Raw genomic sequence first — 26000 nt, 5'->3', positions numbered from 1 at the left:
ACCAACAAGCAACTTAATTTACTTGAAAATACAAAATCCAGGAATACCTTTTTTATGTATAACCAAAAGTTGGACGATGAAGCCAGACGAAAGATAACGACCAGGAGGAACAACAAGAGATGCATACTAATAACTCTTATAAGGTAACACCCCAGGAGCCGATTCCATCGGGCTTCGGCAAGCAAAACAACGGCGAAGGAACCACTCGGCGGACGCGACTTAAGTGGGAAGGTTGCCATTGTGACCAGCGGATACTCCGGGCTAGGACTCGAAACAACCCGCGTTCTGGCGGAAGCCGGAGCTTCGGTTATCGTGCCTGCGCGCACAGTGGAGAAGGCCCGGGTTTCAATCGCCGCCATTCCGCGGGTGGAGCTAGAGGAGATGGATCTAATGGATCCGGCTTCTATCGACGCATTCGCGCAGCGGTTTCTTGATTCTGGGCGGTCCTTGGATATTCTCGTCAATAGCGCCGGCATAATGGCGCCCCCGCTGGTGCGCGACGCACGCGGCTACGAATCCCAATTTGCCACGAATCATCTGGGGCACTTCCAATTGACAGCGCGGCTCTGGCCAGCCTTGAAACAATCGGGAAGCGCGCGAGTCGTTTCGCTCTCTTCAGGGGCAGTCTTCTTTGGAGGCGTCAATTTCGACGATCCGAACTTCATACGGCGAGAGTATGATAAATGGAAAGCATACGGTGAGTCCAAGTCCGCCAACGCGCTGTTTGCCGTTGAGCTGGACAGGCAGGGTCATGCACACGGCGTCCGTGCCTTCTCCGTTCATCCCGGCGTAATTAAGACCGACCTGGCTCGTTTTTTGTCGGACGAGGAGCTGCGTGCCATGGGTATTATAGATGATCAAGGACATCCTGTTAATAATCCGTCCCTGGGATACAAGACGGTCGAACAGGGCGCTGCGACTAGCGTCTGGTGTGCAACCAGTACGCAATTGGATGGAAGAGGTGGCGTTTACTGCGAGAACGTGGATATCACAACGGCAGTCCCGGCGGACACTCCGGTAAGTTTGACAGTCTCGGGCGTGCCGCCTTGGGCTATTGATCCCGCTTCGGCGAAACGGCTCTGGCAGCTCAGTGAAGAGATGACTGGTGTGAAGTTCAAGATCTGAGGGGAAATGTACCGGACTCAGAGGTAATCTTTGTAGAGCGCACACGTATAACAACGCAATCCTATGTTGGTCAAGCTGTCGAGGAATCCTCGACAGCTTTTATTGTTGTAACGGCAAGATCACATATGGAAATTCTAACTCCATGGCAGGACGGGTCTTCTTGAATCCCTCGGATAATGCAGCCTCTTGATTCGTGCCGGAATTTGCACACGTTTGACTGGTGCGAGTCTGTAAGATCACGTTGGATACAGGGGAAGAGTTTATATCTGGCGGATCACCGCGCTTCTTGAAAAAAAGAATAAACGATTGGAATGCCTGACTATTTTTGTCAGGGATAGAGGATTATAATCATTATGAGGATGAAGAAAATCCCAAGAGGAATGGCGGAACGGCGATTCCGGACGCTTCAGGGAAAGTAGATTTGGACCATGACAAAGGCAGACAGTATGTGATTAATCTTCTGAATGCTACGCTCGGGAAAGCCGCTGACTGCCAAGCAGCCAGCGTCCTATAGTGATGTTATCTGATATCTCACAAGAAGAAAGGGAGATGAACGATGAGTAAATACGCCATGTTCGGAAAATTGACGGCCCACCCGGGGAAACGGGAAGAACTCGCGAAGATGATGCTTGAATCCGGAGAAACGCTGAACGATATGGAGGGCTGTATCTATTACATTCTACATGCGGCTGAAGAAGATCCGGACGATCTGTGGATCACCGAGCTGTGGGAGAGTCAGGAGGCGCATGCCGCGTCTCTGAAGAACGAGAACGTGCTTGCGCTCATCGGGCGCTGCCGGCATTTAATCGCCGGGGGGAGCGCCGTTAAGATTCGGCCGCTCGGGGGAAAAGGGTTTTAATCACGAGGTGTACTAAAAATATCGGTGACCTGACCCGGCTAGGTGAGCAATCGGCTTCCCGAAGGTCGACGATCCCCGTTCCGAGGATGACGAATTCGTCCTGAACTGTTATTGAAGATAAAAGTACATATGCCGGTTTTACAAAAACATTGTCCGAATGAAGTCCGCGTAAACCGCGGGATTTTTTTTGCTGGCGGATCAAGTTCTTGTCATTTGGTGATGATAAGAATTCGATCCGATTCCTGTTTTGTGACATGAACATTCTCCGATTGCCGACAGTAAGGGAAGCATTAAGTTAACGGGCTGTTCTTGCTGCAGCTGGTCAGAGGCATGGCTCAATCCCCAATACAGCGGCTTTAAACATTGTTTTCGAAGGCCTGTAAAAAAAAATGAACTCCATCGGTGACTTATTCCGTATACCTATTGCGGGCTAATCTGACTTTGTCGGCTCATTATACTTACAATGGTTGAAAAGGGGAGAATGTAAATTGGATTCATTGTGGTTGGAGTATGCGTGGGCACTACTAATACTTATCGGTTTGGAAGGATTGCTATCTGCTGACAATGCGCTCGTATTGGCTGTTATCGCGAAGCATTTGCCGGAGGATCAGAAGAAGAAAGCCATCAACTATGGGATCATTATGGCTTTTGTTTTCCGTTTCGGCGCTCTCTTTGCGATATCATTTATTGCGAACGTCTGGCAAATACAGGCGATCGGAGCTGCTTACCTTCTATACCTCGGGTTAAAGCACATCATCAAAGCGCGTTTTGGCAAGGAAAACGAGAACATTCGCGAGGACATAAAGACAGATGCCGCAGGAAAAGGCTTCTGGCCAACCGTGGGGAAAATCGCTCTTGCAGATCTCGCCTTTGCGATTGATTCCATTCTTGCTGCAGTAGCTCTGGCACTTGGTCTCCCGGATTCACCGCTTGGTGATTTTGGTGGTATGGACGGAGGAAAATTCCTGATTGTCGTGCTTGGCGGAATCGCTGGGCTCATCCTGATCAAATTCGCGGCCACATGGTTTGTAAAGCTGCTTGGTCAACGGCCGGCACTCGAGACCACGGCTTATGCGATCGTGGCATGGGTCGGCGTGAAGCTCGCTGTCATTACGCTGGCCCATGAAGATATCGGCGTGTTAGAGCATCAATTTCCGCATAGTACAGTCTGGACATCTATCTTCTATGTAGTATTGGTTGCAATAGCCCTTTTCGGTTGGTTTGCGCCTTCGACTAAAAAACAATCGCAGGCTGATCAGATCTAGGTTCCACACCCAGACTTCCCTTTCTAAGCTGACAGGTGGCCATCCTTTAAGGGATGGTCATTTTGCATTTTGACTAACCTCAAAGAATTAAATGAAATATAATACATTTATATAAATAAATAGTAATTAATTAAAGCGTACGTTACGCGTTGTCACAAAAGGAATCGCAGCATCGTTATATGTTTGAACGCGGAAGCATACTGCAGCGTAGTTTGTCGAAGTATTTTTTTCATTACCCCAAATTTATCAAAAGGACGTGTATTTTAATGTTGAACAGATTGAACTCTCTTTTTACCACTAATCCCGAAACACCAGGAAAAAAAGTATTGTACATCACTGCAAATCCAAGCAGTGTTGAAGGCTCCTTCAGCCTTTCCGTCGCTAAAGAGTTCCTGGATGCTTACCATGCTGCAAATCCCAACGATGATATTTATCACATTGACCTGTTTCAATCGGAAATTCCTTTCCTTGACAGCGAAATATTTGGCGCTTGGGGCAAACTGCAATCAGGCACTGCATTTGAACAACTAACCGCTTCCGAGCAAGCCAAAGTCGGCCGTCTGGGTGAACTGGTCGATCAATTCCTGGAAGCAGACAAATACATCTTTGTGAACCCGGTTTGGAACTTCTCTTACCCGCCAGTGCTTAAAGCGTATATCGACGCCATCTTTGTAGCCGGAAAAACATTCCACTATACTGCTGATGGTCCAGTCGGTCTGCTCACTGAGAAAAAAGCATTCCAAATCCAGGCAAGCGGCAGTGTATTGTCCGAAGGCGGATACGCAGGTTTCGAAATGGCTCACCGCCACCTTGATGCTGCATTGAAATTCCTGGGCGTACCAAGCTTCGAGGCCGTTTATGTAGAAGGCATGGCTGCACACTCCGACAAAACGCAAGAAATTAAAGACAAAGCGGTTGCGAAAGCCCGCGAAGCCGCAATACATTTCTAAGACCAACCTTCTTGCGGCTCTGGGCGTACTTCAAGAAGAACCGGCGGCTTGATCAAGGAGTTCTAATTTTTTCCTAATTGGAACTCTTATAAAGTTATCCTCGAAGACTTATCGTTGCAGCAGCGCGAACAACCAAATGGATACATCTTTATCTCCAGGGAGGCTGTCATGAAGAAAATCAGTATTTTAGGTTCGAGTGGATCAATTGGCAAGTCTACGCTGGACGTGGTAAGAAAGCATCCGGATAGATTCAAAATAAGCGGATTAGCCGCAAACCAAAGGATTGATGATTTAATCGAGCAGGCTCATGAATTTCGCCCGACAATCGTATCCGTAGGTAATCGCGAACTGGCGCGAAAAGTTAAAGCTCAGGTAGATGACTCCGTAATGGTTTGTTATGGAGAGAAGGGGCTGATTGATGTTGCCTGCTGTGAAGAGGCGGACCTGGTGATGAACTCTGTCACGGGAGCAACAGGTATTATACCGACGATCAAGGCTCTTCATGCAGGAAAAGACGTTGCTATTGCCAATAAAGAAACCTTGGTAGCAGCAGGCTGTGTAGTAACCAAGCTGGCCAAGGAAAAGGGCTGTAAGCTTATACCTGTTGATAGTGAGCATTCCGCCATATATCAATGTTTGAATGGAGAGTCGAGAGATCAACTGTCCAAGCTGATTATCACAGCGTCGGGAGGAGCCTTCAGGGATTTAACCAAGCAGGAAATGACGGGATTGAGGGCCAGTGATGCCCTTAAGCATCCAAATTGGAGCATGGGAGAAAAAATAACGATCGATTGCGCCACCTTGATGAATAAGGGCTTTGAGGTCATCGAGGCGCATTGGTTGTTTGAAGTCCCGTATGAGCAAATCGAAGTGTTGATACACCGGCAAAGTGTTATCCACTCTATGGTTGAATTCGTTGACGGATCTATCATTGCTCAAATGGGCATGCCCGATATGCGAGTGCCGATTCAATATGCGCTTGAATATCCCAATCGTCTTAAAAGCGATTATCCCAAACTTGATTTATCCTTGATTTCACAACTCAATTTTGAAAAACCGGATATGGCCCGCTTCCCATGCTTGAGTTACGCCTTCGAAGCGGGGAAACAAGGGGGAACGATGCCGGCTGTCCTGAATGCCGCGAATGAGGTCGTCAATTTTTCTTTTCGCAGAAACGAAGCGTGTTTTTCGGATTTTGAAAAAATATTGGATGAGGTATTGTCGAGTCATCATAATATTCAAAATCCTCAACTAGAAGATATTCTTCATGCAGATGCCTGGGCAAGAGAAAAGGCGGAATTATTAATCAAGCGGCAAAGTTGACCCTATGCAGAGAGAATTCTATTCTCAAACATCTGATGAATAGATGAATATTTAGTTTAATGATTGATTTTGAAGACTTAATCAATAGAAAGGGAGGAAGCATAAATGAAATCCAAACCTAACATAAACTCCATTCATTCGGAATCCAAATTTCCCGCCTGGCTGCTTCTCCTGGGAGTTGTTTTGATTGCGGCCAATTTACGCGCCCCGTTAACTTCGGTAGGTCCCTTAATAGGGACCATCCAGGAGGATTTAGGCATATCGTATACGTTGGCGGGCTTAATTACCACTCTTCCTCTAATCGCATTCGCTTTGATGTCGCCGTTTGCCCCGAAGATAGCCCGTAAATATGGAATATCCTCTGTTCTGTTTGGATCGATGCTCCTTCTGATTCTTGGCATTGTGCTGCGTTCAGCGTGGAATATCGGTTTAATGCTGATCGGGACGGTCTTTTTAGGTCTGGCAATAGCCATTTGCAATGTATTAATGCCAAGTCTGATCAAGGAGAAGTATCCTTTGAAAATCGGAATAATGATTGGCGTTTATCTGGTGGCGATGAATCTTGGCGGCGCTATTGCATCTGGAATTAGTGTGCCGATGGCCAACCAGACAGGTTTAGGCTGGAAGGGAGCTTTGGGTCTATGGGGACTTCTTGCTGTGATAGCCATTCTCTTATGGATTCCTCAACTGGGGCACCAGCAAGAAAAAGCGAAGATAGCGACGTCGAGCCAAAAGCGGACGAATTTGTGGAAGTCCACTCTCGCCTGGCATGTGACACTTTTTATGGGGCTGCAATCCATGCTATTCTTTATCTTTATTTCATGGTTGCCTGAGATTCTCACAACCCAAGGGATAAGCTCGGATTACGCAGGGTGGATACTTTCGATTATGCAGCTCTCTTTACTTCCCGTTACTTTTTTCGTGCCTATTTTGGCTAGGCGTATGAACAATCAAATCGGCATTATTTTCCTGACGGCACTCTTCTTCTTCGTTGGTATTGGAGGGCTGCTTTCCAGAAATCATCTGGTTATGCTTTGGGCTATTTTTATCGGAATTGGTGCAGGCTCTGCATTTAGTCTTGCGATGACATTATTCGGATTGCGAACTACTAACATGCATGACGCAACTGAATTATCCGGGATGGCTCAATCGGTAGGATATCTGTTGGCCGCGGCAGAACCTATACTTTTCGGTTATCTGCATGATTTGACCAACGGATGGAAGGTTCCGCTTATCGTGCTGCTCGTCATAACCATTCTAATGCTTATTTTTGGTATTGCTTCCGGTCGCAACCGAGTAATCGAAGAGGTAAATTCATGAGCAAATCAACGGCGTTTACGTATGCTATGAGGTCCCATCCATTTAATAAACAGTCTGTTGTTCGAGAGGTTCTGTTGTGTTATGATTCAAACAGGAGATGATTAGATGAATTCGAAAATTTCATTTCAAACCATAAGCCGTCCGAAGCTGGTAGATGATGTTGTTAATCAGCTGCAAAAGAAAATTTCCGATGGGGAGATTCAGCAGGGTAGTAAAATTCCCACTGAACCCGAATTGATGGAACAATTTGGTGTAGGCCGATCTACCGTACGCGAAGCGGTAAGAGTGTTGGTCCATGCCGGTTTACTGGAGAAGAAGCAAGGATTTGGTACGTATTTAACGACAAATTCGGGCATTCAGGAGCCTTTGTCAAACCGGTTGCGCAGAGCAGAGATTTTGGAGGTTTATGAAGTACGTAAAATGCTGGAATTGGAAATTTCAAAATTAGCTGCAGAGCGTCGTGACGACAACGATCTCGCAAACATGCGCAGCGCATTGGACCAACGGTTGCAAGCATTGCAAAAGAGCGATATGGACGCCTATATAAATGCTGACATCTCCTTTCATTTGTCGATAGCAAAGGCAAGTAAAAATAGCGTTGCTGCTGATTTGTTTCAATCCTTCTCTTCTGTGCTTTCAGATGCGCTTCAAAAATTGGCGAAGGATCCGAATATCCATGATCCGCAGCATCCTGTTCATGAGAATTTATATCAGGCTATAAAGGATAAAGATATGACTGCAGCGGCACATTGGACATTAAAAAATTTAGATAAAACGGTATTGCAGCTAAAAGCTTTTCTTCAACAGGAGTAAGTTGTTCTCTTGCAACCTGAAACGTCAGATGATATCATGAATTGAATGGATGGAATGACTAACCAAATTCATAATGAACGGGGCGGATAGGCATTTCTTTCGTTCAGGGAGAGGGTGAAATGAAAGCAAAAGATCTGTTTCGAGCCTTGAATCGACCGAAATTGGTTGACGAGGTGGTTAAACAGCTGCAAAGGAAATTTTCTGATGGTGAAATGCATTCCGGGCAGAAAATTCCGACTGAGCCTAAACTAATGGAACAATTCGGCGTAGGACGTTCGACCATCCGGGAAGCGGTAAGGGTTTTGGTCCATTCCGGGCTGCTTGAGAAAAAACAAGGATTCGGTACCTATTTGATTGCCAGGCCAGTTATTCAGGAACCGTTGCTTCACCGGCTTAGAAGAGCGGAGATTCTCGAAGTGTATGAGGTAAGGAGAATGCTGGAGCTGGAGATTTCCGGATTGGCAGCTCTACGGCGAGAAGACAAGGATATTGCGCAGATGAGAAGCGCATTGGATCAATGTGTTCTGGCGTTGCATGCAGGGGACATGAGAACTTATCTGAATGCAGATATTGCCTTTCATCTCTCTGTAGCTGTTGCCAGTAAAAACAGTATTGCAGCTGATTTATTTCGATCATTTTCATCCGTCATCCTGGATGCAAACACAATGCTGTATAAGAATCAAAGCTTTCACCAATCACAGCACTTCTTTCATGAAAACCTGTACCAGGCCATTAAGGATAAAAACGTGGGCGAAGCCTTAAAATGGACGTTGAAGAATTTGAATGAAACCATTGATCAGCAGAAGTAACCATTTGTTTATCGCGCCTTTAAACATCAGATGATATCATGAATACTATGTTGCCGGCTTTTAATCTAATGAACACATTGTGCTAACTGCAGTTCATGATGGATGAAAGGGGGAATGCCCATGATCATCAAAGGCATTTCGGCATCACCAGGTATTGAGATAGGAAAAAGCTATATGTTGAATAAGGCTAAGTTAGCCGTCCCTCAATATACAATTTCAATTTCACAGATTGAGAATGAAGCGGCGCGGCTGCAGCGTGCGATTGATGCTGCGGCCGAAGAAATAAGACAGGATAAGCAAAAGGTCTTTTCCGTAATGGGAGCTGAACAGGCGGCTATATTCGATGCTTATCTCTCTTTATTGTATGACCCGGCTATTATTGCTGAAGTTGAGCAGCGCTTATCGAAAGAGCTGATGAATGTTGAATGGACTTACGAGCATGTGACGAGAGAGTTTTCAATTATTTTTGAAAAATTGGATGACGATTATATGAAAGAACGTGCTCCAGACGTGAGGGATCTTGCACAACGTGTCATACGGAAGCTGCTGGGTATTATGCCTGCGGCTAGTCATCGCCTGACACACCCGGTGATATTAATTGCGGACGAATTGGCGCCTTCGGATGTCGCACAACTAACGATTGACAAAGTTATGGGGGTCATATTGGAAACCGGCGGACTGACCTCGCATACTGTCATCATGATGCGTTCAAAAGGAATCCCCGTTATCGTGGGGGTTGAGGGAAGCGCACTGTCACATATAAGAGATGATGAGATGATTATTGTAGACGGAGATAAGGGAGAGGTTTGTATTGAACCAACCCAAGAGGAATGGTGTAAGTATCTTGGCTGCGTTGATGGAAAACATGTGTTAGAACAACGATTAGACTTAACGAGAAAAAAACCGGCTCAAACCCTGGATGGGCAAGTCATCAGGCTTTCCGCAAATATTAGTATGCCTGATGAAATCGTGGAGGCTCTTGAATTGGGGGTAGACGGGATTGGGCTTTTTCGTACAGAGTATCTCTTCATGGATCGCTATGCCCCGCCATCTGAGGAAGAACAGTTTATCATGTATCGCAATGCGATCCAACTCTTGCAAGGAAAGCCTCTTGTGTTCCGGATAATGGACATTGGCGGGGATAAGCAAGTCCGCTTTTATTCCTTTCCCCTGGAGGAAAACCCTTCACTTGGCTACCGCGGCATACGATTTTGTCTGGGGGAGCCTGATTTACTGGAGACCCAATTACGGGCGATCCTGCGGGCCAGCATGTATGGAAAAGTGAAGGTCTTATATCCGATGATCTCATCCTTACAACAAATACGCGCAGTTAAGGTATTGATGAAGGAAGTGGAGGCACAACTCCTGAAAGAGGGGATGGCATACGACCCGCATCTGGAAATTGGCATGATGATTGAAGTTCCTGCAGCAGCCCTGCTGGCTGATTTGTTCGCACATGAAGTGGATTTTTTCAGCATTGGGACGAATGATCTGATTCAATTCACATTAGCTGTGGATCGCATGAATGATAAAATAGCCACCCCGCATGATTCGTATCATCCGGCAGTCATCCGTCTGGTTAAACGAGCATTGGATGCGGGAAAACAGTCTGGAATTCCTGTCAGTCTATGCGGTGAAATGGCAGGGGATCCAGCAGCGGTTCCTTTATTGCTAGGGCTTGGGCTGCGAGAGTTTAGCGTGGGGAATAGTTCGGTTCTAAAAGTGAAAGACAGAATCGGTGAGATATCCATTGCAGATGCTGAAGCAACTGTGAATCATATTCTTGGTCTCACCGATAGTGAGCAGGTTATGCAGCAATTGACAAGCTATATGACTAATCCTATTCCTATTGGGAGGAAATAAAGATGAGCAATCAGGTTTTTGTATTCGATACAACGCTTCGGGATGGAACGCAGGGTGAAGGTGTCAGCTTTACTGCAGAGGATAAAATAAAAATTGCGCGCAAGCTTGATGAGCTTGGCGTTCATTATATTGAGGGCGGCAATCCTGGAAGCAACAAAAAGGATATCGAATTTTTTGAACGTGCGAAGAACTTGAAGCTGCGGGCAAAAGTAACGGCTTTTGGCAGTACGCGGCGTAAGGACACAATAGCGGAGCATGATGTTAATTTAAATCGAATTATGGAATCCGAGGTCAGTACGGCAGCCCTGGTGGGCAAATCATGGGATTATCAAGTGACAACGGCTCTGCAAACCACATTGGAAGAGAATCTGGCCATGATCTATGATTCATTTCGCTATTTGAAGCATAAAGGAATGGAAACCATTTACGATGCCGAGCACTTTTTCGACGGATTTAAACGGAACCCGGAATACGCCATCGCTGCGATCCGCAAAGCCGAAGAAGCCGGTGCGGATTGGATTGTGTTATGTGACACAAATGGCGGCAGTCTTCCTGGCGAAATCGCGGAGATTGTGGCTCATGTCCGTACGCTTGTTCACACGCCACTTGGCTTGCATCCTCATAATGATTGCGATCTGGCTGTAGCGAATACGATGGCAGCTGTGCAGGCCGGAGTCCGTCAGGTTCAGGGCACCATTAACGGATACGGAGAGCGATGCGGCAACGTGAATTTATGCTCGCTTGTACCCAACCTGCAGCTCAAGCTGGGATATGAGTGTTTCAGTGATGAACAGCTCGCCTTATTAACCGGGAGTGCACGATTTGTGAGCGAGATCGCAAATGTACACATGCCTGTCAATCAGCCGTACGTCGGAGCTGCCGCTTTTGCGCATAAGGGTGGCATTCATGTATCTGCCATTATGAAGGATCCGAAAACGTACGAGCATATCGCTCCTGAGCTGGTGGGCAACAAACAGCGAATTCTTGTATCCGAGCTATCGGGGCAAAGCAATATCATTGTAAAGGCCCAGGAGATGAAATTGAACATCAATTTGGAGAGCAGCGAAACGCGGTTGATTATGAATAAAATCAAAGATTTGGAGCATCAAGGTTATCAATTTGAAGGAGCGGATGCATCCCTGGAATTGTTGCTCAGAGAGGGCAGCGGCGAAATTGAAGAAATGTTCACATTAGAATCGTTTAAAGTCCTCGTTGAAAAGGCTTCCTCCAATGGCGTCAAATCGGAGGCGATAGTGAAATTGAAAGTTCGAGGACAAACCGTTTATATGGCTGCGGAAGGTAACGGCCCGGTCAACGCGCTCGATCGTGCTCTTCGTAAAGCATTACACCAGTTCTATCCGCAAATTGAGCAGATGCACATGTCCGATTACAAAGTACGTGTGCTGGATGAGAAGGATGCTACTGCGGCTAAAGTGCGTGTATTGGTCGAATCCTCAGGTTTCGGAAGTACGTGGAGCACAGTGGGCGTATCCGGGAATGTCATCGAGGCAAGCTGGAATGCTTTGGTTGACAGCATCCGTTATGCGCTGATTGGAAGAGCGTCAGCCAGTCATTTAAATAACAAACTTAATCAAGATAGGGGTTTGGTTAACCATTAATCCCATAGAAAGAGAAGAATTTGGACTGGAGTTAAACAGAAGGGAGCAAGAATATACATGACAAAATTGATCATAAACGGTTTGAAGGCATCGATCGAAGGCAAACAAATTTTGAAAGGCATTAATCTCGAGATCAATGGAGGTGAAGTTCACGCCGTAATGGGCCCGAATGGGACTGGTAAAAGCACGCTGTCTTCTGTTCTCATGGGACATCCGAAATATGATGTAACCGATGGATTCGCGAGTCTCGATGGGGTGGATTTGCTTGAAATAGATGTGGACGAACGTGCACGGGCCGGATTGTTCCTTGCGATGCAATATCCGAGTGAGATTACCGGCGTAACCAATGCCGATTTTTTGCGAAGTGCCATGAATGCTCGCCGCGGCGAGGGTAATGAACTATCACTTATAAAATTCATTCGTCTAATGGAAGCCCGGATGAAAAACCTGGAGATGAATCCGGAGTTTGCCCACCGTTATTTGAATGAGGGATTCTCGGGCGGCGAAAAGAAACGAAATGAAATCCTCCAAATGATGCTGCTGGAGCCAAAAGTCGCCATTTTGGATGAAATTGATTCCGGTCTGGATATTGATGCACTCCGCATTGTGGCCGATGGTGTGAATGCAATGCGAACAGAGGAACGGTCTTTCTTGATTATTACTCATTATCAGCGTTTGCTGACCTATATTAAACCCGACTATGTACACGTCATGATGCAGGGACGCCTCGTTAAATCCGGCGGCCCGGAGCTTGCTCATAAGGTGGAAGCGGAGGGTTATGACTGGATTAAGGAAGAACTGGGCATCACAGATGAAACAGTTGGGCAGGTGGAATAGCGATGAAGACTTCCGTTGTCCTTCCTACAACGTCCAATGCAGCAGCCGAGTTATCCCGAAATCGGGGAGAGCCGTCCTGGATGACCGATCTTCGTCTCTGTGCCCTTGAATTGGCGGGCGAACTGGAACTTCCGGAACTGGAAAAGACACGAATAGACCGTTGGAGCCTGGATTCGTATGGTCTTTACCATACACCTGAGCTATTGGACAATTACAATGATTTGCCTGAAAAAGTAAAGGAACTAATAGGTGGAAATCCGAATTCGAATCCTGTCATGGTGCACCGTGATTCCGGGCTCCTCTGGAAGAACCAAACCGGTACATTGGAAGAACAAGGCGTTATCTTTACAGATATGGAGACGGCTCTTCGTGAACACGAAGCTCTTGTGCACACTCATTTCATGTCTGTGGTGAAGGCAGATGAGGATCGCCTTACTGCCCTGCATGCGGCATTATGGAGTGGCGGGGTATTCCTTTATGTTCCGCGAAATGTTGAGGTAACGGTGCCGCTGCAAGCGATATTCCAGTCGGAACATTCGGATGCGACCTTTGCGCCTCATATATTGATCATTGCAGAGGACAATAGCTCGGTTGTTTATGTTGATCATTATGTATCCGGCCGGAATAACAATGCCGTTCATAATGGAGTTGTCGAGGTGGTCGTCAAACCGGGCGCGCGCGTGCATGTTGCTTCCGTGCACAACTTGAGCGGAGAAACAACCGCTCTGATCTATCGCCGGGCCATGCTGGACAATGACGCCATTATGCAATGGACGATTGGAGAATTGAATGCAGGCAATACGATGTCAGATACAAGCTCCATACTGAAGGGAAATGGTTCGCGTTCAGATGCCAAGGTGATTTCAATCGGCACCGGAGCCCAGAAGCTGAATTTGACGACGCGCGCGATTCATTACGGAAGAAATACGCCAAGCGACATGCTGGTGAAGGCAGTGGTCCAAGATGAGGCCACGGCGATTATTAATGGGTATACGAGGATTGAGAAAGGGGCATCCGGAGCAGATGCGGGACAAACTGAGCGGTTGCTTATGCTCAGTGATCTGGCACGCGGCGATGCGAATCCGATTTTGCTCATCGATGAGAATGACGTTTACGCTGGCCATGGGGCAAGCATTGGGAAAATAGATGCCGAACAAATTTATTATATGATGAGTCGCGGTGTAACAAGGCGTGATTCGGAACGTCTGATCATCTTAGGTTTTTTGCTTTCCATTATTCAGGAGATACCGCTCAAGCACATCGAAGAGCAACTATACGACTGGATTGAACGGAAACTGCGCAATTGAAAGTATCCCGGGGTTTAATTAAGGCTTTATCATCTAAAGGAGTGTGCTCATGATGGCTAAAAAAATGCCTGAAATGGAAGAATACCAATACAGATTTCGAGACGAACACAAGAATATTTTTCAAAGCGGTAAAGGATTGACCGAAGAAATCGTTGAAGAAATTTCGCGTATGAAGAACGAGCCGCAATGGATGCTCGATTTTCGTTTGAAGTCGTTGAAGCAGTTTTTCAAAATGCCATTGCCCCGTTGGGGAGGGCGCTTGGATGATCTGGATTTTGACGATATTCAGTATTATGTCAAGCCTTCGGAGAACCAAGGGAAAACCTGGGAAGAGGTTCCGATTGAAATTAAGCAGACTTTTGATAAGCTGGGTATCCCTGAAGCGGAGCAGAAGTTCCTGGCCGGCGTATCCGCGCAATATGAATCCGAAGTTGTCTACCATAGCATGCAGGAGGACCTGGTGAAGCAAGGCGTAATCTTCACGGATACAGATACGGCACTGCGCGAGCATCCGGATATTTTTAAGGAGTATTTCGGCACCATTATCCCCTATACGGACAATAAGTTCGCCGCACTGAACAGCGCGGTTTGGTCTGGAGGCAGCTTTATCTATGTGCCAAAGGGGGTTAAATGTGAAATCCCCGTTCAAGCGTATTTCCGCATAAATTCGGAAAACATGGGCCAGTTCGAACGGACTTTGATTATTGCAGACGAGGGCAGCTTTGTCCATTATGTAGAAGGCTGCACGGCACCCATTTATAGTACGAATTCGCTCCATAGTGCCGTCGTGGAAATTATTTGCAAGAAAAACTCGCGAGTCCGGTACACCACGATTCAAAATTGGGCGCCCAATATTTATAATTTGGTGACAAAGAGGGCAGTTGCGGAAGAGAATGCAAATATGGAATGGGTGGATGGCAATATTGGTTCCAAGCTGACTATGAAATACCCGGCCGTTATTCTTAAGGGCCGCGGAGCAAAAGGCTCGGTGTTATCGATAGCTGTCGCTGGACGTAATCAGCATCAGGACACCGGAGCCAAAATGATACATCTGGCCCCGGACACAACGTCCACCATCATCTCGAAGTCGATCAGCAAGCATGGCGGTAAGGTGAATTACCGCGGTCTTACTTCATTAGGGCGTAATTCCCAGGGCTCAAAATCAAATATTAAATGCGATACGCTGATCATGGACAATGAATCAACCTCGGACACGATTCCATACAACGAAGTCATGAATGACAACATCACATTGGAACACGAAGCGACAGTCTCCCGGGTTTCTGAGGAGCAGCTTTTCTACTTGATGAGCAGGGGCCTAACCGATGCTGAAGCTACGCAGATGATCGTGATGGGCTTTATCGAGCCGTTTACGAAGGAATTGCCTATGGAATATGCAGTTGAAATGAATCGACTGATCAAATTCGAGATGGAGGGAAGCATCGGATAATGATCATCAGATCCGCTTATATAGCGGATTTTTTTTTGCCTACTGATCATAAAGCTTCGGCATTATCGTACTGAAGATTTTTAACAGGTGATCAAGGAGCCAAATGACATGAAATCAACAGCTGGCACACATGCAGACTGACAGTTTTCTGGAGCTTAAAAATGTTGTTGACACGACACCAAATGGTGACCTATAATCAAACAGACACCAAATAGTGTCCAATAAGAAGTTGGTCTTTTGAAATGTTTGAAATCATTATGAGGTGGAAGCAATCGAGTACGCAATATTTAGGAGAGGGTGTTGTGAACGAGGACAACCAGTTGCGGGATGTGTTTGACGCGATTGCAGATCCAACCAGGCGCCGGCTGATTCGTCTGTTAGCAGAGGCAGAGGAGATACCGCTTCATGAATTAACGGCACAGTTTCAAATGGGCCGTACAGCGGTATCCAAGCATTTGACAATTCTTAAAGAGGCTGGAATGGTGCTTGACCGAAAAGTCGGCAGAGAAACGCGATTCAGGCTGAACGCCTCCCCGCTCAGAGAAATTCAAGACTGGGTGGCTTTTTACAGCAAATTCTGGAGTACGAATATGCTGCGCCTGAACCAACTATTAGAGGAGGAAGAAGAATGAGTTTAGCATTATCCTTGGATTTTCAGTACACGACATCGATCGGGAAGGCTTGGTCCGCTTTAACCGATTCAAGCAAGCTTGCCAAGTGGATCATGGAAAATGATTTTAAGCCCGTCGTCGGACACCATTTTCAGTTTCGCACTGAGCCGTCCGAATATTGGGATGGCATTATTGACGGCGAAGTGCTTATCGTGGACGAACCAAACCGGTTGTCCTATACCTGGGCCAGTGGAGGGGAGCAGCACACGGTCACCTGGACGCTCCAGGATTTAGGAGACGGAAAGGTTAACCTTCATCTCGATCAAACCGGGTTCACAAATGAGCAAGGACTCGAAGGCGCCAGATATGGCTGGGGTAATTGGTTCGGCGGGTTTGAAAACGTGCTGGAACAATAAACGCATTCGGTTACCAAACCTTATCCTTCCCCATGCTAAATTAAAAGGGACGATAGTTGAACCCTGCTTGACCCGAATCAACATAAACCGGCTGCATGTCAACTGCTGCCGGTTTATGTCTGCTTCTGAGTGCAAGTTCGGGCTGCCCGGCTTTCTATGCACGATGAATGGTACAATGTGAAGAATAAGCAGAAATTCACGTTATCGGAAGGATGTTAAGCATGAGCGAATCCAATCAGGAGTATATCGTAATCTCGGGTGCGAGGGAAAACAATCTCAAGAACGTATCCTTGCGCATTCCCAAGCGGAAGATCACGATCTTCACCGGGGTATCCGGATCCGGCAAGTCATCGATCGTCTTCGATACGATCGCTGCAGAATCCACGCGGTTGCTGAATGAGAACTTCAGCTTGTTCGTACGCAATTTCCTGCCCCGCTATCCGCAGCCGGATACGGACGCGATCGAGAACCTGAGCATGTCTGTTATTGTGGATCAGAAGCGGCTGGGCGGCGGTTCCCATTCCACAATGGGCACGATTACCGATATCTCTCCCATTCTCCGTCTTCTCTTCTCCCGTGTGGGTCAACCCTATGTTGGACAAGCAAACATGTTCTCGTTCAACGATCCGCAAGGCATGTGTACCGAGTGCAACGGGATCGGTCGCAGGCTGGGCGTCGACATGAGCAAGGCGCTCGACAAGTCAAGGTCGTTGAATGAAGGGGCAATCATGCTGCCGGACTATGCGGTAAACGGCTGGGAATGGAACATTATCGTGCAGTCGGGGTCCTACGATCTCGACAAGAAGCTGAGCGATTATTCGGAAGAGGAGCTGGATCGGCTGCTGTTCGCCAAGGCGAGGAAAGTGGAGATGGATTTCGCCGGGAAGGCAGTGAATGTTACAGTGGAAGGCATTATCGAGAAATTCACCAACAAGTACATCAAGCAGGATGTGAAGACGAAGTCCGAGCGCACGCAAAAAACTGTTGCGCCGTACATCTCCGAGGGCCCTTGCTCCAGCTGCCGCGGCGCGAGACTCAGTCAGGCTGCGCTCAGCTGCAGGGTCAATGGACTCAACATTGCGGAGCTGTCCTCCATGGAGGTCGGACAGCTCATCCGCGTCATACGGGAGATTGACGATCGCGCAGCCGCGCCGGTCGCCAAATCGCTGACGGAGCGGCTGCAGCATCTGGTGGATATCGGACTCGACTACTTGACGCTTGACCGCGAGACGGATACGTTGTCCGGCGGCGAGTCGCAGCGCGTCAAGATGGTGAAGCATCTGAGCGGCAGTCTGGTGGATGTCACTTACATCTTCGATGAGCCCAGCATTGGCTTGCACCCCCGTGATGTACACCGGCTGGTTGGGCTGCTTCAGAAGCTGCGCGACAAGGGTAATACCGTGATTGTCGTCGAGCATGATCCCGATGTGATCAAGGTGGCGGATCATATCGTCGACGTCGGGCCTCACGCCGGCAGCCGCGGCGGTACCATCGTGTACGAAGGAAGCTTCCAAGGCTTGCTTGAGACAGGTTCGCTTACAGGCACCCATATGAAGCGGCAGCTCCGCCTGAAGGAAGATTGCAGGCAGCCGTCCGGCAAGCTGTCCATCAAGGATGCCACGCTGCATAACCTGCGAAACGTAAGTGCAGATATTCCCACCGGAGTGCTGACAGTCATTACGGGCGTCGCCGGCTCGGGCAAGAGTACGCTGATTAGCGACGTATTCCTCAGTCAGCATCCGGATGCAATCGTTATCGACCAATCGGCGGTAGGGGTATCAACACGTTCGAATCCCGCGACCTACACGGGTATTATGGATGATGTGCGCAAAGCGTTTGCTTCCGCGAACAAAGTGGGCCAAGGCTTGTTCAGTTTCAACTCCAAGGGGGCTTGCGAGAACTGCCAAGGGCTGGGTGTTGTGTATACAGACCTCGCATTCCTCGACAGCGTGAAGCTGCCATGCGAAGTTTGCGGAGGCAGACGCTTCAAGGAAGAGGTGCTCGCGTACAAGCTGAACGGCAAGTCAATAGCAGAAGTGCTGGAGATGACTGTGGAGCAGGCATTGGATTTTTTTCAGCTAAAAGAGGTTGTGCGCAAGCTCCAGGCGATGAGCGATGTGGGGCTGAACTATATTACACTCGGCCAGCCGCTCAGCACGCTCTCGGGCGGGGAATGCCAGCGCATCAAGCTGGCAAGCGAGCTTCATAAGAAGGGCAGCATCTACGTGATGGACGAGCCGACGACCGGTCTGCATATGTCGGATATCGGTCACCTTCTGGAGATCATGAACCGCCTCGTGGATGCCGGCAATACGGTGATCGTCATCGAGCACAACCTCGATGTGATCAGCCAGGCGGATTGGATCATCGATATGGGACCGGACGGAGGCAGCAAGGGCGGCCAGGTGGTGTTCGAGGGCACACCTCCGCAGATCATCCATGCGGAGCAGTCGATCACGGGAAGATACTTGATGTAATCGGGTCAAGGGATACGTTCAATGAGAATTCATAGGTGTCAAGCCAGATAAAAAAAAAGTACATTCTCTCCAGTTTCTATGGAGAGAATATACCTTTTTTCAGTAGAATCAGGGCTAGCCGCGCAAATCTCAAACCGCATTCAGAGCAATATCTTCGTCTTCGTCACGGTTAAATGCTTCGCGGTCGAACTCGCCTTCAGAGGTTGCCACGAGCAGGGAGGTAACCGTCGTCCCGGTCGCGTTAACGGCTGTGCGGCCCATGTCGATGAGTGCTTCCACGCCTGCGACGATCGCGATTCCTTCAAGAGGCAGGCCAAGTGCCGTGAGCACAACGGTCGTGGAAATAACGGCTGGACCGGGGACGCCGGCAACTCCGATCGAAGAGATGATGCTGACCAGCACGAGAATGATATAGTCGGTCGCCGTCAAATCAATGCCGAATACTTGAGCGGTGAATACCGCCACGATAGCTGGCCACACGCCGCCGCAGCCGTTGAAGTTGACCGATGCTCCCAGCGGAGCAACGAAGCTGGCGATGCGCGGGGAGACATGAAGCCGCTTTGTAATGACTTCCAGATTGACAGGAAGCGTTGCATAGCTGCTGCGGGTGGTGAAGGCGACAGCGATGGTCGGGTAAATTTTGCGGAAAAATTTAAAAGGATTCACTTTGGCGACAAGCAGCACGAGACCGCCGAATACAAGCACGAAATGGATGATTAGAGCGACATAAGAGCTGACGATCACGCTGCCGAGCTCCTGCAGGGTGTCCCATCCGTAACGCGCCGCAACTCCCGCTATTAGGGCGAATACGCCATACGGAGTCAAGCGAATGACAAATTTGACGACCTGGTGCAGCACCTGCGTCAACGATGAAATCAGATCCCGGACGGGTTTTACGGCCTCCGCGTTTTTGGAACCGACTTTAATGATTGCAACAGCGAGGAAAATCGCAAAGATCAGAATCGGGACAACTTTGCCTTCCGCAGCCTCGTTGAACGGATTAGACGGTATAAGCTGCAGAATAACTTCCGAGAAGGTCGGAATCTCGCGGGCGGCAAAATCTGCCGGTACAGTCTGCTCGATACCGGCTCCCGGATTAAACAGCAGGGCAACCAACAGGCCGATTACCGAAGCGATACCGGTTGTTCCAAGAAACCAGGCGAACGTCTTGAAGCCGATTTTACGCAAATAGTCCAGACTGGTCAGCGACGCGATACTGTTGAGCACGAGGACGAATACAAGCGGAATAACGAGCATGCGAATTAAGCTGACATAGATGCTGCCGAACGTGCTGATCCCTTTGATTTCAAAGTTTTCCAGGTTTTGAAAAAGAATGCCTACAAGCAACCCGAGCCCGAGTCCGACCAGCACCCGTGTGCCGAAGCTTACCCGTCTTCGCGCCAGGAAGAACAGAAAACCGAATACAATAAGGGATATAACGAAGCTGTACCCATTTGTTTCGATGGCAGAGAGCAAGTTATTTTCAACGTTGTCCATCTTTAAACCCTCCTAAACCCAGTGATTTTATATGAATTAAGATTTGCAAATTCAATGTACAAAGTTCCAATCAGAAAGTCAAATGTTTTTTTATTTTACTGACATATGTTGTGGAAAAGTACTAAAAATTAATTCTGCTAAAATTACTGGGTAAAATCGATAAGAGGCTATAAACAAAAAGGATGTGGCCTTAGGGCTGCATCCTTTTTACGTTGAAGGTACTTGACAAATCGAAGCTCGTCGAATGGATGATTTCCTTCAATATGATCAGCTTCTCCTTTTCTTGAGCCCACCGATCAGAACAGCTTGGTCAAAGGCAGGCAATTCGCTCCGAGAGTTTGTCTTTTCAGGCCAAAAGTTCCCGATCAGAATAGCGCAATATCATAGTCGGTTAACCAGAGAGCTTCCCACTCGACTGGAAATTATAGTATTCTAAACTGTATGAGAGGAGAGGAATATTTATGGTCAAACAACTGATAGTCGGCGATGCAACGCATGAACTGGCTAATACGCGCCGCATTCTGGAACGCTTGCCCGAGGAGCATATGTCGTGGAAACCGCATGAGAAATCGATGACGCTCGGCGGGTTGGCCACGCACCTGATCAACCTGCTGAACTGGCAAATCGCGATTTTTCAGTACCCGGAGTTCGATCTTTCGACCGTGCCGCTGCGGCGGGAGCCTTTGGAAAAACCCACTGACATTCTGGAGGAGTTCGATGCGAACGTCGGCAAGTTTGAAAAGTTGCTCGCCGAATGTGACGAGAAAACGCTCGGCGAGGAATGGATGCTGCGCCACGGCGATCATATCATCCTCCGCGAGCCGCGGGCGATCGCGCTGCGCACCTTCGGATTAAGCCACATGGTCCATCACCGGGCGCAGCTCGGGGTATACTTGCGGCTTCTCGATATTCCGGTACCGGGCATCTACGGTCCCTCGGCCGACGAGGAAGCCTAATGAACTAAGTTTCTTGATCCGATACGCGCCAAAAAGTCGCAGGCAACGGCATGACCGCCGGTACTCTGCGACTTTTTTTATTGTCAGATGTCGGGTGACAAGAACATTATCCCATCCGTGTGGATCAGTCTCATAGGTTATGTGCGCCTGTCTGCTGCATATGGTAGCTGATTTACCATGATTTTCATCAGTTATGTCGCCGGCTCTTCTTCCCCATATAGCTCGTTCAAATGAGCGATATGATCAACTCCCCAGTCATTCATAGCCTGCAATAAAGGGGTCAATCGTTGACCGTACGCCGTAATGGAATATTCGACCTTCGGAGGAATCTGATGGTAGACCTCTCGATGAATGATATCGTGATACTCCAAATCCCTTAATTGCTGCGTGAGCATTTTTCTTGTAATGTCCGGGATCGCTTTTTGAAGTTCGCTGAATCGCATGGTGCCATTTGCAAATAGGCGAAGCAGGATAACAGGCTTCCATTTCCCGACAAAGATTTCTACCGCCGTTTCAAATTTACAATAAGTCGTCATGATGGCCTCCGATGCTTTATTTGCCTTAAGTTTCTTTTTATAGACTATGTTTATTTCTAGTGCCTACTTCCAAAAAGGTTTCTTACGAAATATTATATGCCTAGGCAGTGAACATGCACAAGCAGAGGGGCTAACGAGTTATGAATATCGCACTATGGATCGTGCAAGGGATTTTAGGAGCGGGGTTTATCTTTTCCGGATGGATGAAGGCATTTCAGGTTGAAAAAGCAGCTGCATCCTGGCATTGGGTGAAAGAAGTTTCGAGAGGGTTGGTTCTCTTTATCGGGATCGCGGAATTGGTAGGCGTAATCGGATTGATTGTGCCTCAAGCGATGAATGTCGCTCCTGTACTAACGCCGATTGCCGCATTTGGGCTTGCTGCAATTGTTCTTCTCGGAGCCATATTCCATGCGAAGCGGAAAGAATATCGAGAAATTGGCCTGAACCTCGTTTTCTTGGTGTTAGCAGTATTTGTAGCAGCAGGTCGCTTGTGAGTTATGACAATCCGGCCGTGACAAACTATGTGAGAATCGGACATGAGAGTTCAGGTCCACCAAAGCCTCGCCAAACGAAGAGAAAACGTAAGCATTTTAAAAACAGAATTGACAGACCTAATTGAGAAATATTATCATTTACAAAAAGGATCTCGCTCTGAGGCCTGCGCGACAGAGTCTGCCTCGAAAGGAAGTTTCCACATTGAAGGATACACCTAACCTTGCGCCAACGATCCTTACTTTGCTTCATGCTTATCAACGCAGAGGAGAACAAGGCGTTTGGCCTCGCTTGCCTCACTCCACTGGAATAAACATGCTCCTGATTGTTACAAAATCATCTTCGGTTCAATTGGAATCCGGCAAGGCATACTTTGCTTCCGCTCCTAACACTGAATTCGACGCTTCGGATGGGGAGCTTGATAAAGTGGAAGGATTCCTATTCCTAATCGAGCGGCAAGAAGCTGCCGGCATATCCGAAGCCCTGTCTCTGCCTGCAGCTGCACCGTATATAAGGCTTTGCGAGAATATCATTACATTTGCCAACTCGGGAGATGCATTGGAACGATTCCGCGGGCACGTTTACTTTCAGGAATTGCTGTATGAGCTTTACCGGCTGCGCGAACACTGGAAGCCTGATTCCAGAACGGCGGTGGAGCGAACCCAAGCCTATATCAACAACCATTATGCCGAGGAAATTTCCATCGAAGGTTTGGCATCCATGGCCGGTATCAGCCCGGCCTATTATATGGAGATCTTCAAAAAGATAGTCGGAAGAAGCCCTATCGACTATCTGACCTCTGTCCGGATCAACGCGGCCAGAAGGCTCCTGGATGACACAGGGGCACCTGCCTACCAGGTTGCGGAATCGGTCGGGTACAAGGACCCGTTCTATTTCAGCCGCCAGTTCAAACGGGTGACGGGTGTATCGCCCTCCCGCTACGCAAGAAGGAGCTCGCTCAGAATCGCCTCCCTGCATTATCCGATGACGGGGCACATGCTGGCGCTTCAGCACATTCCTTATGCGGCGCCTCTGGACAGAGAGTTCTGCCAGTTCTATAAACAGAAATACGAGCTGCAAATTCCGGTTCATCTGAGGGACCCTGCTGTGGATACCAATATGATCTTCAACCTTAAGGCACTGCAGGAAGCAAAGCCTGATGTGGTAATTGCCGGCAATTGGCTGTCTGAAGCTGATCAATCGGAATTAAATCATATGGCTTCAACATTATATATACCTTGGTGGGAAACAGATTGGCGCGAGCATCTGCTGATTGTAGGCCAGTTCTTGGGCGTACATGCACAAGCAGAACACTGGCTGGACAAATATGACAATCAGGCTGCTAAAATTCGCGGGAGGTTAAAAAATCGTATGGGGGAGAGCAGCGTGATGGCGATTCATGTGCTGCAGGGCCAAATTCACCAGTTTGGCAGCCGTAATCTGGGCACTGTTCTTTATGATGATCTGCAGTTAAGATTTGCGGGTCAGGACCGTAGCGGTAAGGTCTACGAGCCGATTACTTGCGAGCAGCTGCTGGCCTGTAAACCCGACAAGCTTCTGGTGGCAGTCGCGGATGACCCTCTGTCGACAGCGCTGTGGGCAACAATCATGGACAAGCCGGAATGGAAGGAATTGGACGCTGTTCGTAATCACTGCGTGTATCAGATTCAACCAGACCCTTGGTTTGATTATTCCGCCATGGGAAATGAACGAATATTAAAGGCGATCGACAAGCTGTTTTCCTAGGATCGTCCATCGTATTTCCTAACATTAACCATGGATTATCCATGGTCAGGGAGATATACTTTTCCAAGTGATAGTGATTATCAATATCAGGAGGAAAACATGCATATGCAGAAGAAACTTCAGCTCGCCATCGTGCTCATCGTATTATCCGTGGCTTTGTTCGGTTGCGGCAGAACAAACAACGCTTCTTCGACAGAAGCCTCACCGGCCGCCACCGATTCACCGAACGCAACCGATTCGTCTTCCGATTTGCCTTCCGATTCCCCGGCAGCGAGTTCGACGGAGGAAGCATCGCCTCGCACCGTTGAAGACGAGCTTGGCAATAAAGTCGATATCCCGGCCGATCCGCAGCGAATCGTCGCCCCTTATCTGGAGGATGCTCTGGTCTCGCTAGGCGTTAAGCCCGCTGCCCAATGGTCGGCCGGCGCTCTTCTGTTGAATTATCTGCAGCCGCAGTTGAAGGATGTTCCCAAGCTGGACTTCATCAAGCTGCTGCCTGAAGAAGTAGCAAGCTTCGAGCCTGATCTGTTCATCGTACCGTTCGCCGTACGTGCCCAGAATGGCGCCTATGATCAGTTTGCCAAAATCGCCCCGACCTATGTCTTTCAGGACGCTACGAAGGATTGGAGAAAGACGTTGCTGACCCTTGGCGATTTACTTAATCGGACCAATAAGGCTAATGAAGTCTTGAAAGAATATGACACGAAAATGGCTGGGATCAAGCAATTCCTGCAAGCTAAAACAGCTGGAAAAACGGCAGCCATCATGCTCATTTCTGACAAGTCCTTTTCGCTTATGCAAGAGCAGACCTATAGCGGCAATGTCGTGTATGGTGCGCTTGGATTCCAAGTACCGTCAATGGCCAAAGGAAACGATTGGAAGGAGATTTCCCTGGAGGTGCTTCCAGAGTTGAATGCCGATTATATCTTCCTTATGCAGGTTGACGGAGCCGATCCGCTCCAGAATAAAGATCTTGCTTCCATTTACGAAACTTTGATTTGGAAAAATCTTAATGCCGTTGAAGCAGGTCATGTGTACAGTGTGGATCGCGATTACTGGATTAACACCGGTTTGATTGCAAACGAAAAAGTAGCCGAGGACGTACAGGAACTCGTTTCCGAATAAATCCGGTGATCGGTGAAGAAGATAGCATACTTTGGGATTCCATCTAAAGGAACCGCGAGCAAGGAACGACCAATCGCGATCAGATCGAATTCACCGTCTTCGATATTTGGCTAAAAGTCCCCCAAACGCTTTGGGATCAGAAGCGATGCCGTTAAGTGACGGATCACGTTAGTGAGGAGCTTGCCGCGCGGCAGCTTCTTTTTCGTTTGGCGTGCCCAGAAGCACGCATTATCTAGTTGGTGAAAGTCCAACCAAGGGAGGGACCAAGCCACCCTTGTAGCTAGGATGCTTGCGCATGGCGAAATCTGTGCGTAAAAGCGCATCGACAAAGTACTTGTCGGAGACAAGGCGAGCAACATACCAGGCGTAACATGAAGTGAATCCTGCCGCATCGTCAAAAAGGCCTCGCGAGAGGAAAAAGGGGAAGCCGAGTCTTGCAAACGTAGACGAAGGCCAAGGAAGCTGTGCAGAACTTGGAACAACAGCGAAGGATCTCCCGGTGTAATGGGATCGGCATGGTAGGAAAGATAATGCAGTGAACTGGGGAGACCCTCCCCTGCACGAAAGTTTTTTTTTCGTAGCGAGAGACTCTATAAGTCAAAAA

21 protein-coding genes and 1 pseudogene are annotated in these 26000 nt (G+C 48.2%); 20 read left to right on the top strand and 2 right to left on the bottom strand.

The annotated features are described in order from the left end of the window. Positions 1–219 precede the first annotated feature (219 nt). From ACFOLF_RS37435 to ACFOLF_RS37360, 16 genes and pseudogenes are all read left to right on the top strand, one after another. Positions 220–1125: pseudogene (locus ACFOLF_RS37435) on the top strand (SDR family NAD(P)-dependent oxidoreductase); the annotation flags it as partial. A 556-nt stretch (positions 1126–1681) separates the two neighbouring features. Next, entirely contained in the window at positions 1682–1984 is a 303-nt protein-coding gene (locus ACFOLF_RS37430) for a putative quinol monooxygenase (protein WP_210047010.1), read from the top strand. 488 nt (positions 1985–2472) lie between these two features. Further along, complete coding sequence (locus tag ACFOLF_RS37425; protein WP_210047011.1) at positions 2473–3249, top strand: TerC family protein; 777 nt, start codon at positions 2473–2475, stop codon at positions 3247–3249. A 266-nt stretch (positions 3250–3515) separates the two neighbouring features. After that, entirely contained in the window at positions 3516–4199 is a 684-nt protein-coding gene (locus ACFOLF_RS37420) for an FMN-dependent NADH-azoreductase (protein ID WP_210047012.1), read from the top strand. Positions 4200–4367: 168 nt separating this feature from the next. After that, positions 4368–5522: a 1-deoxy-D-xylulose-5-phosphate reductoisomerase gene (locus ACFOLF_RS37415; protein WP_210047013.1), complete on the top strand. Its 1155-nt coding sequence runs from the start codon at positions 4368–4370 to the stop codon at positions 5520–5522. A 105-nt stretch (positions 5523–5627) separates the two neighbouring features. Further along, on the top strand, positions 5628–6842 hold the full coding sequence (locus ACFOLF_RS37410) for a CynX/NimT family MFS transporter (protein WP_210047014.1): 1215 nt from the start codon (positions 5628–5630) through the stop codon (positions 6840–6842). Positions 6843–6947: 105 nt separating this feature from the next. Further along, positions 6948–7655, top strand: coding sequence for a FadR/GntR family transcriptional regulator (locus ACFOLF_RS37405; RefSeq protein WP_210047015.1), 708 nt, complete (start codon positions 6948–6950; stop codon positions 7653–7655). A gap of 119 nt (positions 7656–7774) precedes the next feature. Further along, positions 7775–8464 (top strand): FadR/GntR family transcriptional regulator, encoded by a 690-nt coding sequence (locus tag ACFOLF_RS37400; protein ID WP_210047016.1) that lies wholly within the window; start codon positions 7775–7777, stop codon positions 8462–8464. A 120-nt stretch (positions 8465–8584) separates the two neighbouring features. Continuing rightward, positions 8585–10327, top strand: coding sequence for a phosphoenolpyruvate--protein phosphotransferase (ptsP, locus tag ACFOLF_RS37395; protein WP_210047017.1), 1743 nt, complete (start codon positions 8585–8587; stop codon positions 10325–10327). A 2-nt stretch (positions 10328–10329) separates the two neighbouring features. Beyond that, a complete protein-coding gene (gene cimA, locus ACFOLF_RS37390; protein WP_210047018.1) occupies positions 10330–11946 on the top strand; it encodes a citramalate synthase in 1617 nt (538 codons plus the stop codon). A 57-nt stretch (positions 11947–12003) separates the two neighbouring features. Continuing rightward, on the top strand, positions 12004–12783 hold the full coding sequence (gene sufC / locus ACFOLF_RS37385; RefSeq protein ID WP_210047019.1) for a Fe-S cluster assembly ATPase SufC: 780 nt from the start codon (positions 12004–12006) through the stop codon (positions 12781–12783). A 2-nt stretch (positions 12784–12785) separates the two neighbouring features. Next, a complete protein-coding gene (gene sufD, locus ACFOLF_RS37380; RefSeq protein ID WP_210047020.1) occupies positions 12786–14090 on the top strand; it encodes a Fe-S cluster assembly protein SufD in 1305 nt (434 codons plus the stop codon). A gap of 52 nt (positions 14091–14142) precedes the next feature. Beyond that, complete coding sequence (gene sufB, locus ACFOLF_RS37375; RefSeq protein ID WP_210047035.1) at positions 14143–15540, top strand: Fe-S cluster assembly protein SufB; 1398 nt, start codon at positions 14143–14145, stop codon at positions 15538–15540. Positions 15541–15842: 302 nt separating this feature from the next. After that, positions 15843–16172: an ArsR/SmtB family transcription factor gene (locus ACFOLF_RS37370; protein ID WP_210047021.1), complete on the top strand. Its 330-nt coding sequence runs from the start codon at positions 15843–15845 to the stop codon at positions 16170–16172. Then, positions 16169–16567 carry an SRPBCC family protein gene (locus ACFOLF_RS37365; RefSeq protein ID WP_210047022.1) on the top strand — a complete coding sequence of 133 codons (399 nt, stop codon included), beginning with the start codon at positions 16169–16171 and terminating at the stop codon, positions 16565–16567. The genes ACFOLF_RS37370 and ACFOLF_RS37365 overlap by 4 nt, the downstream gene beginning before the upstream one ends. Positions 16568–16788: 221 nt before the next feature. Beyond that, complete coding sequence (locus tag ACFOLF_RS37360) at positions 16789–19044, top strand: ATP-binding cassette domain-containing protein (RefSeq protein ID WP_210047023.1); 2256 nt, start codon at positions 16789–16791, stop codon at positions 19042–19044. 129 nt (positions 19045–19173) lie between these two features. Here ACFOLF_RS37360 and ACFOLF_RS37355 read toward each other — a convergent pair whose 3' ends face one another. Next, positions 19174–20541 (bottom strand): dicarboxylate/amino acid:cation symporter, encoded by a 1368-nt coding sequence (locus tag ACFOLF_RS37355; protein WP_210047024.1) that lies wholly within the window; start codon positions 20539–20541, stop codon positions 19174–19176. 461 nt (positions 20542–21002) lie between these two features. Between ACFOLF_RS37355 and ACFOLF_RS37350 the strand changes: the two genes are divergently transcribed. Next, positions 21003–21497, top strand: a complete 495-nt coding sequence (locus ACFOLF_RS37350; protein WP_210047025.1) for a DinB family protein — start codon at positions 21003–21005, stop codon at positions 21495–21497. A 191-nt stretch (positions 21498–21688) separates the two neighbouring features. Here ACFOLF_RS37350 and ACFOLF_RS37345 read toward each other — a convergent pair whose 3' ends face one another. Then, positions 21689–22033, bottom strand: coding sequence for a winged helix-turn-helix transcriptional regulator (locus ACFOLF_RS37345; RefSeq protein ID WP_210047026.1), 345 nt, complete (start codon positions 22031–22033; stop codon positions 21689–21691). Between the two features lie 140 nt (positions 22034–22173). Between ACFOLF_RS37345 and ACFOLF_RS37340 the strand changes: the two genes are divergently transcribed. The 3 genes from ACFOLF_RS37340 to ACFOLF_RS37330 all read left to right on the top strand — a co-directional run bounded on the left by ACFOLF_RS37340 (position 22174) and on the right by ACFOLF_RS37330 (position 25396). Next, positions 22174–22527 carry a DoxX family protein gene (locus ACFOLF_RS37340; RefSeq protein WP_210047027.1) on the top strand — a complete coding sequence of 118 codons (354 nt, stop codon included), beginning with the start codon at positions 22174–22176 and terminating at the stop codon, positions 22525–22527. Positions 22528–22951: 424 nt separating this feature from the next. Further along, complete coding sequence (locus ACFOLF_RS37335; protein WP_379219774.1) at positions 22952–24271, top strand: helix-turn-helix domain-containing protein; 1320 nt, start codon at positions 22952–22954, stop codon at positions 24269–24271. Positions 24272–24376: 105 nt separating this feature from the next. Beyond that, positions 24377–25396: an ABC transporter substrate-binding protein gene (locus ACFOLF_RS37330; protein WP_210047029.1), complete on the top strand. Its 1020-nt coding sequence runs from the start codon at positions 24377–24379 to the stop codon at positions 25394–25396. Positions 25397–26000: the final 604 nt, after the last annotated feature.

Source organism: Paenibacillus sepulcri (genome assembly GCF_042647105.1).
GTDB classification, from domain to species: domain Bacteria; phylum Bacillota; class Bacilli; order Paenibacillales; family Paenibacillaceae; genus Paenibacillus_Z; species Paenibacillus_Z sepulcri.
This window is presented reverse-complemented; position numbering and strand designations above follow the sequence as displayed.

Bases quoted from the DNA above. Each gene is read 5' to 3' on its own strand.
- ACFOLF_RS37430 (WP_210047010.1), top strand. From the start codon at position 1,682: ATGAGTAAATACGCCATGTTCGGAAAATTGACGGCCCACCCGGGGAAA.
- ACFOLF_RS37420 (WP_210047012.1), top strand. From the start codon at position 3,516: ATGTTGAACAGATTGAACTCTCTTTTTACCACTAATCCCGAAACACCA.
- ACFOLF_RS37415 (WP_210047013.1), top strand. From the start codon at position 4,368: ATGAAGAAAATCAGTATTTTAGGTTCGAGTGGATCAATTGGCAAGTCT.
- ACFOLF_RS37410 (WP_210047014.1), top strand. From the start codon at position 5,628: ATGAAATCCAAACCTAACATAAACTCCATTCATTCGGAATCCAAATTT.
- ACFOLF_RS37405 (WP_210047015.1), top strand. From the start codon at position 6,948: ATGAATTCGAAAATTTCATTTCAAACCATAAGCCGTCCGAAGCTGGTA.
- ACFOLF_RS37400 (WP_210047016.1), top strand. From the start codon at position 7,775: ATGAAAGCAAAAGATCTGTTTCGAGCCTTGAATCGACCGAAATTGGTT.
- ptsP (WP_210047017.1), top strand. From the start codon at position 8,585: ATGATCATCAAAGGCATTTCGGCATCACCAGGTATTGAGATAGGAAAA.
- cimA (WP_210047018.1), top strand. From the start codon at position 10,330: ATGAGCAATCAGGTTTTTGTATTCGATACAACGCTTCGGGATGGAACG.
- sufC (WP_210047019.1), top strand. From the start codon at position 12,004: ATGACAAAATTGATCATAAACGGTTTGAAGGCATCGATCGAAGGCAAA.
- sufD (WP_210047020.1), top strand. From the start codon at position 12,786: ATGAAGACTTCCGTTGTCCTTCCTACAACGTCCAATGCAGCAGCCGAG.
- sufB (WP_210047035.1), top strand. From the start codon at position 14,143: ATGGCTAAAAAAATGCCTGAAATGGAAGAATACCAATACAGATTTCGA.
- ACFOLF_RS37365 (WP_210047022.1), top strand. From the start codon at position 16,169: ATGAGTTTAGCATTATCCTTGGATTTTCAGTACACGACATCGATCGGG.
- ACFOLF_RS37360 (WP_210047023.1), top strand. From the start codon at position 16,789: ATGAGCGAATCCAATCAGGAGTATATCGTAATCTCGGGTGCGAGGGAA.
- ACFOLF_RS37355 (WP_210047024.1), bottom strand. From the start codon at position 20,541: ATGGACAACGTTGAAAATAACTTGCTCTCTGCCATCGAAACAAATGGG.
- ACFOLF_RS37350 (WP_210047025.1), top strand. From the start codon at position 21,003: ATGGTCAAACAACTGATAGTCGGCGATGCAACGCATGAACTGGCTAAT.
- ACFOLF_RS37345 (WP_210047026.1), bottom strand. From the start codon at position 22,033: ATGACGACTTATTGTAAATTTGAAACGGCGGTAGAAATCTTTGTCGGG.
- ACFOLF_RS37340 (WP_210047027.1), top strand. From the start codon at position 22,174: ATGAATATCGCACTATGGATCGTGCAAGGGATTTTAGGAGCGGGGTTT.
- ACFOLF_RS37330 (WP_210047029.1), top strand. From the start codon at position 24,377: ATGCAGAAGAAACTTCAGCTCGCCATCGTGCTCATCGTATTATCCGTG.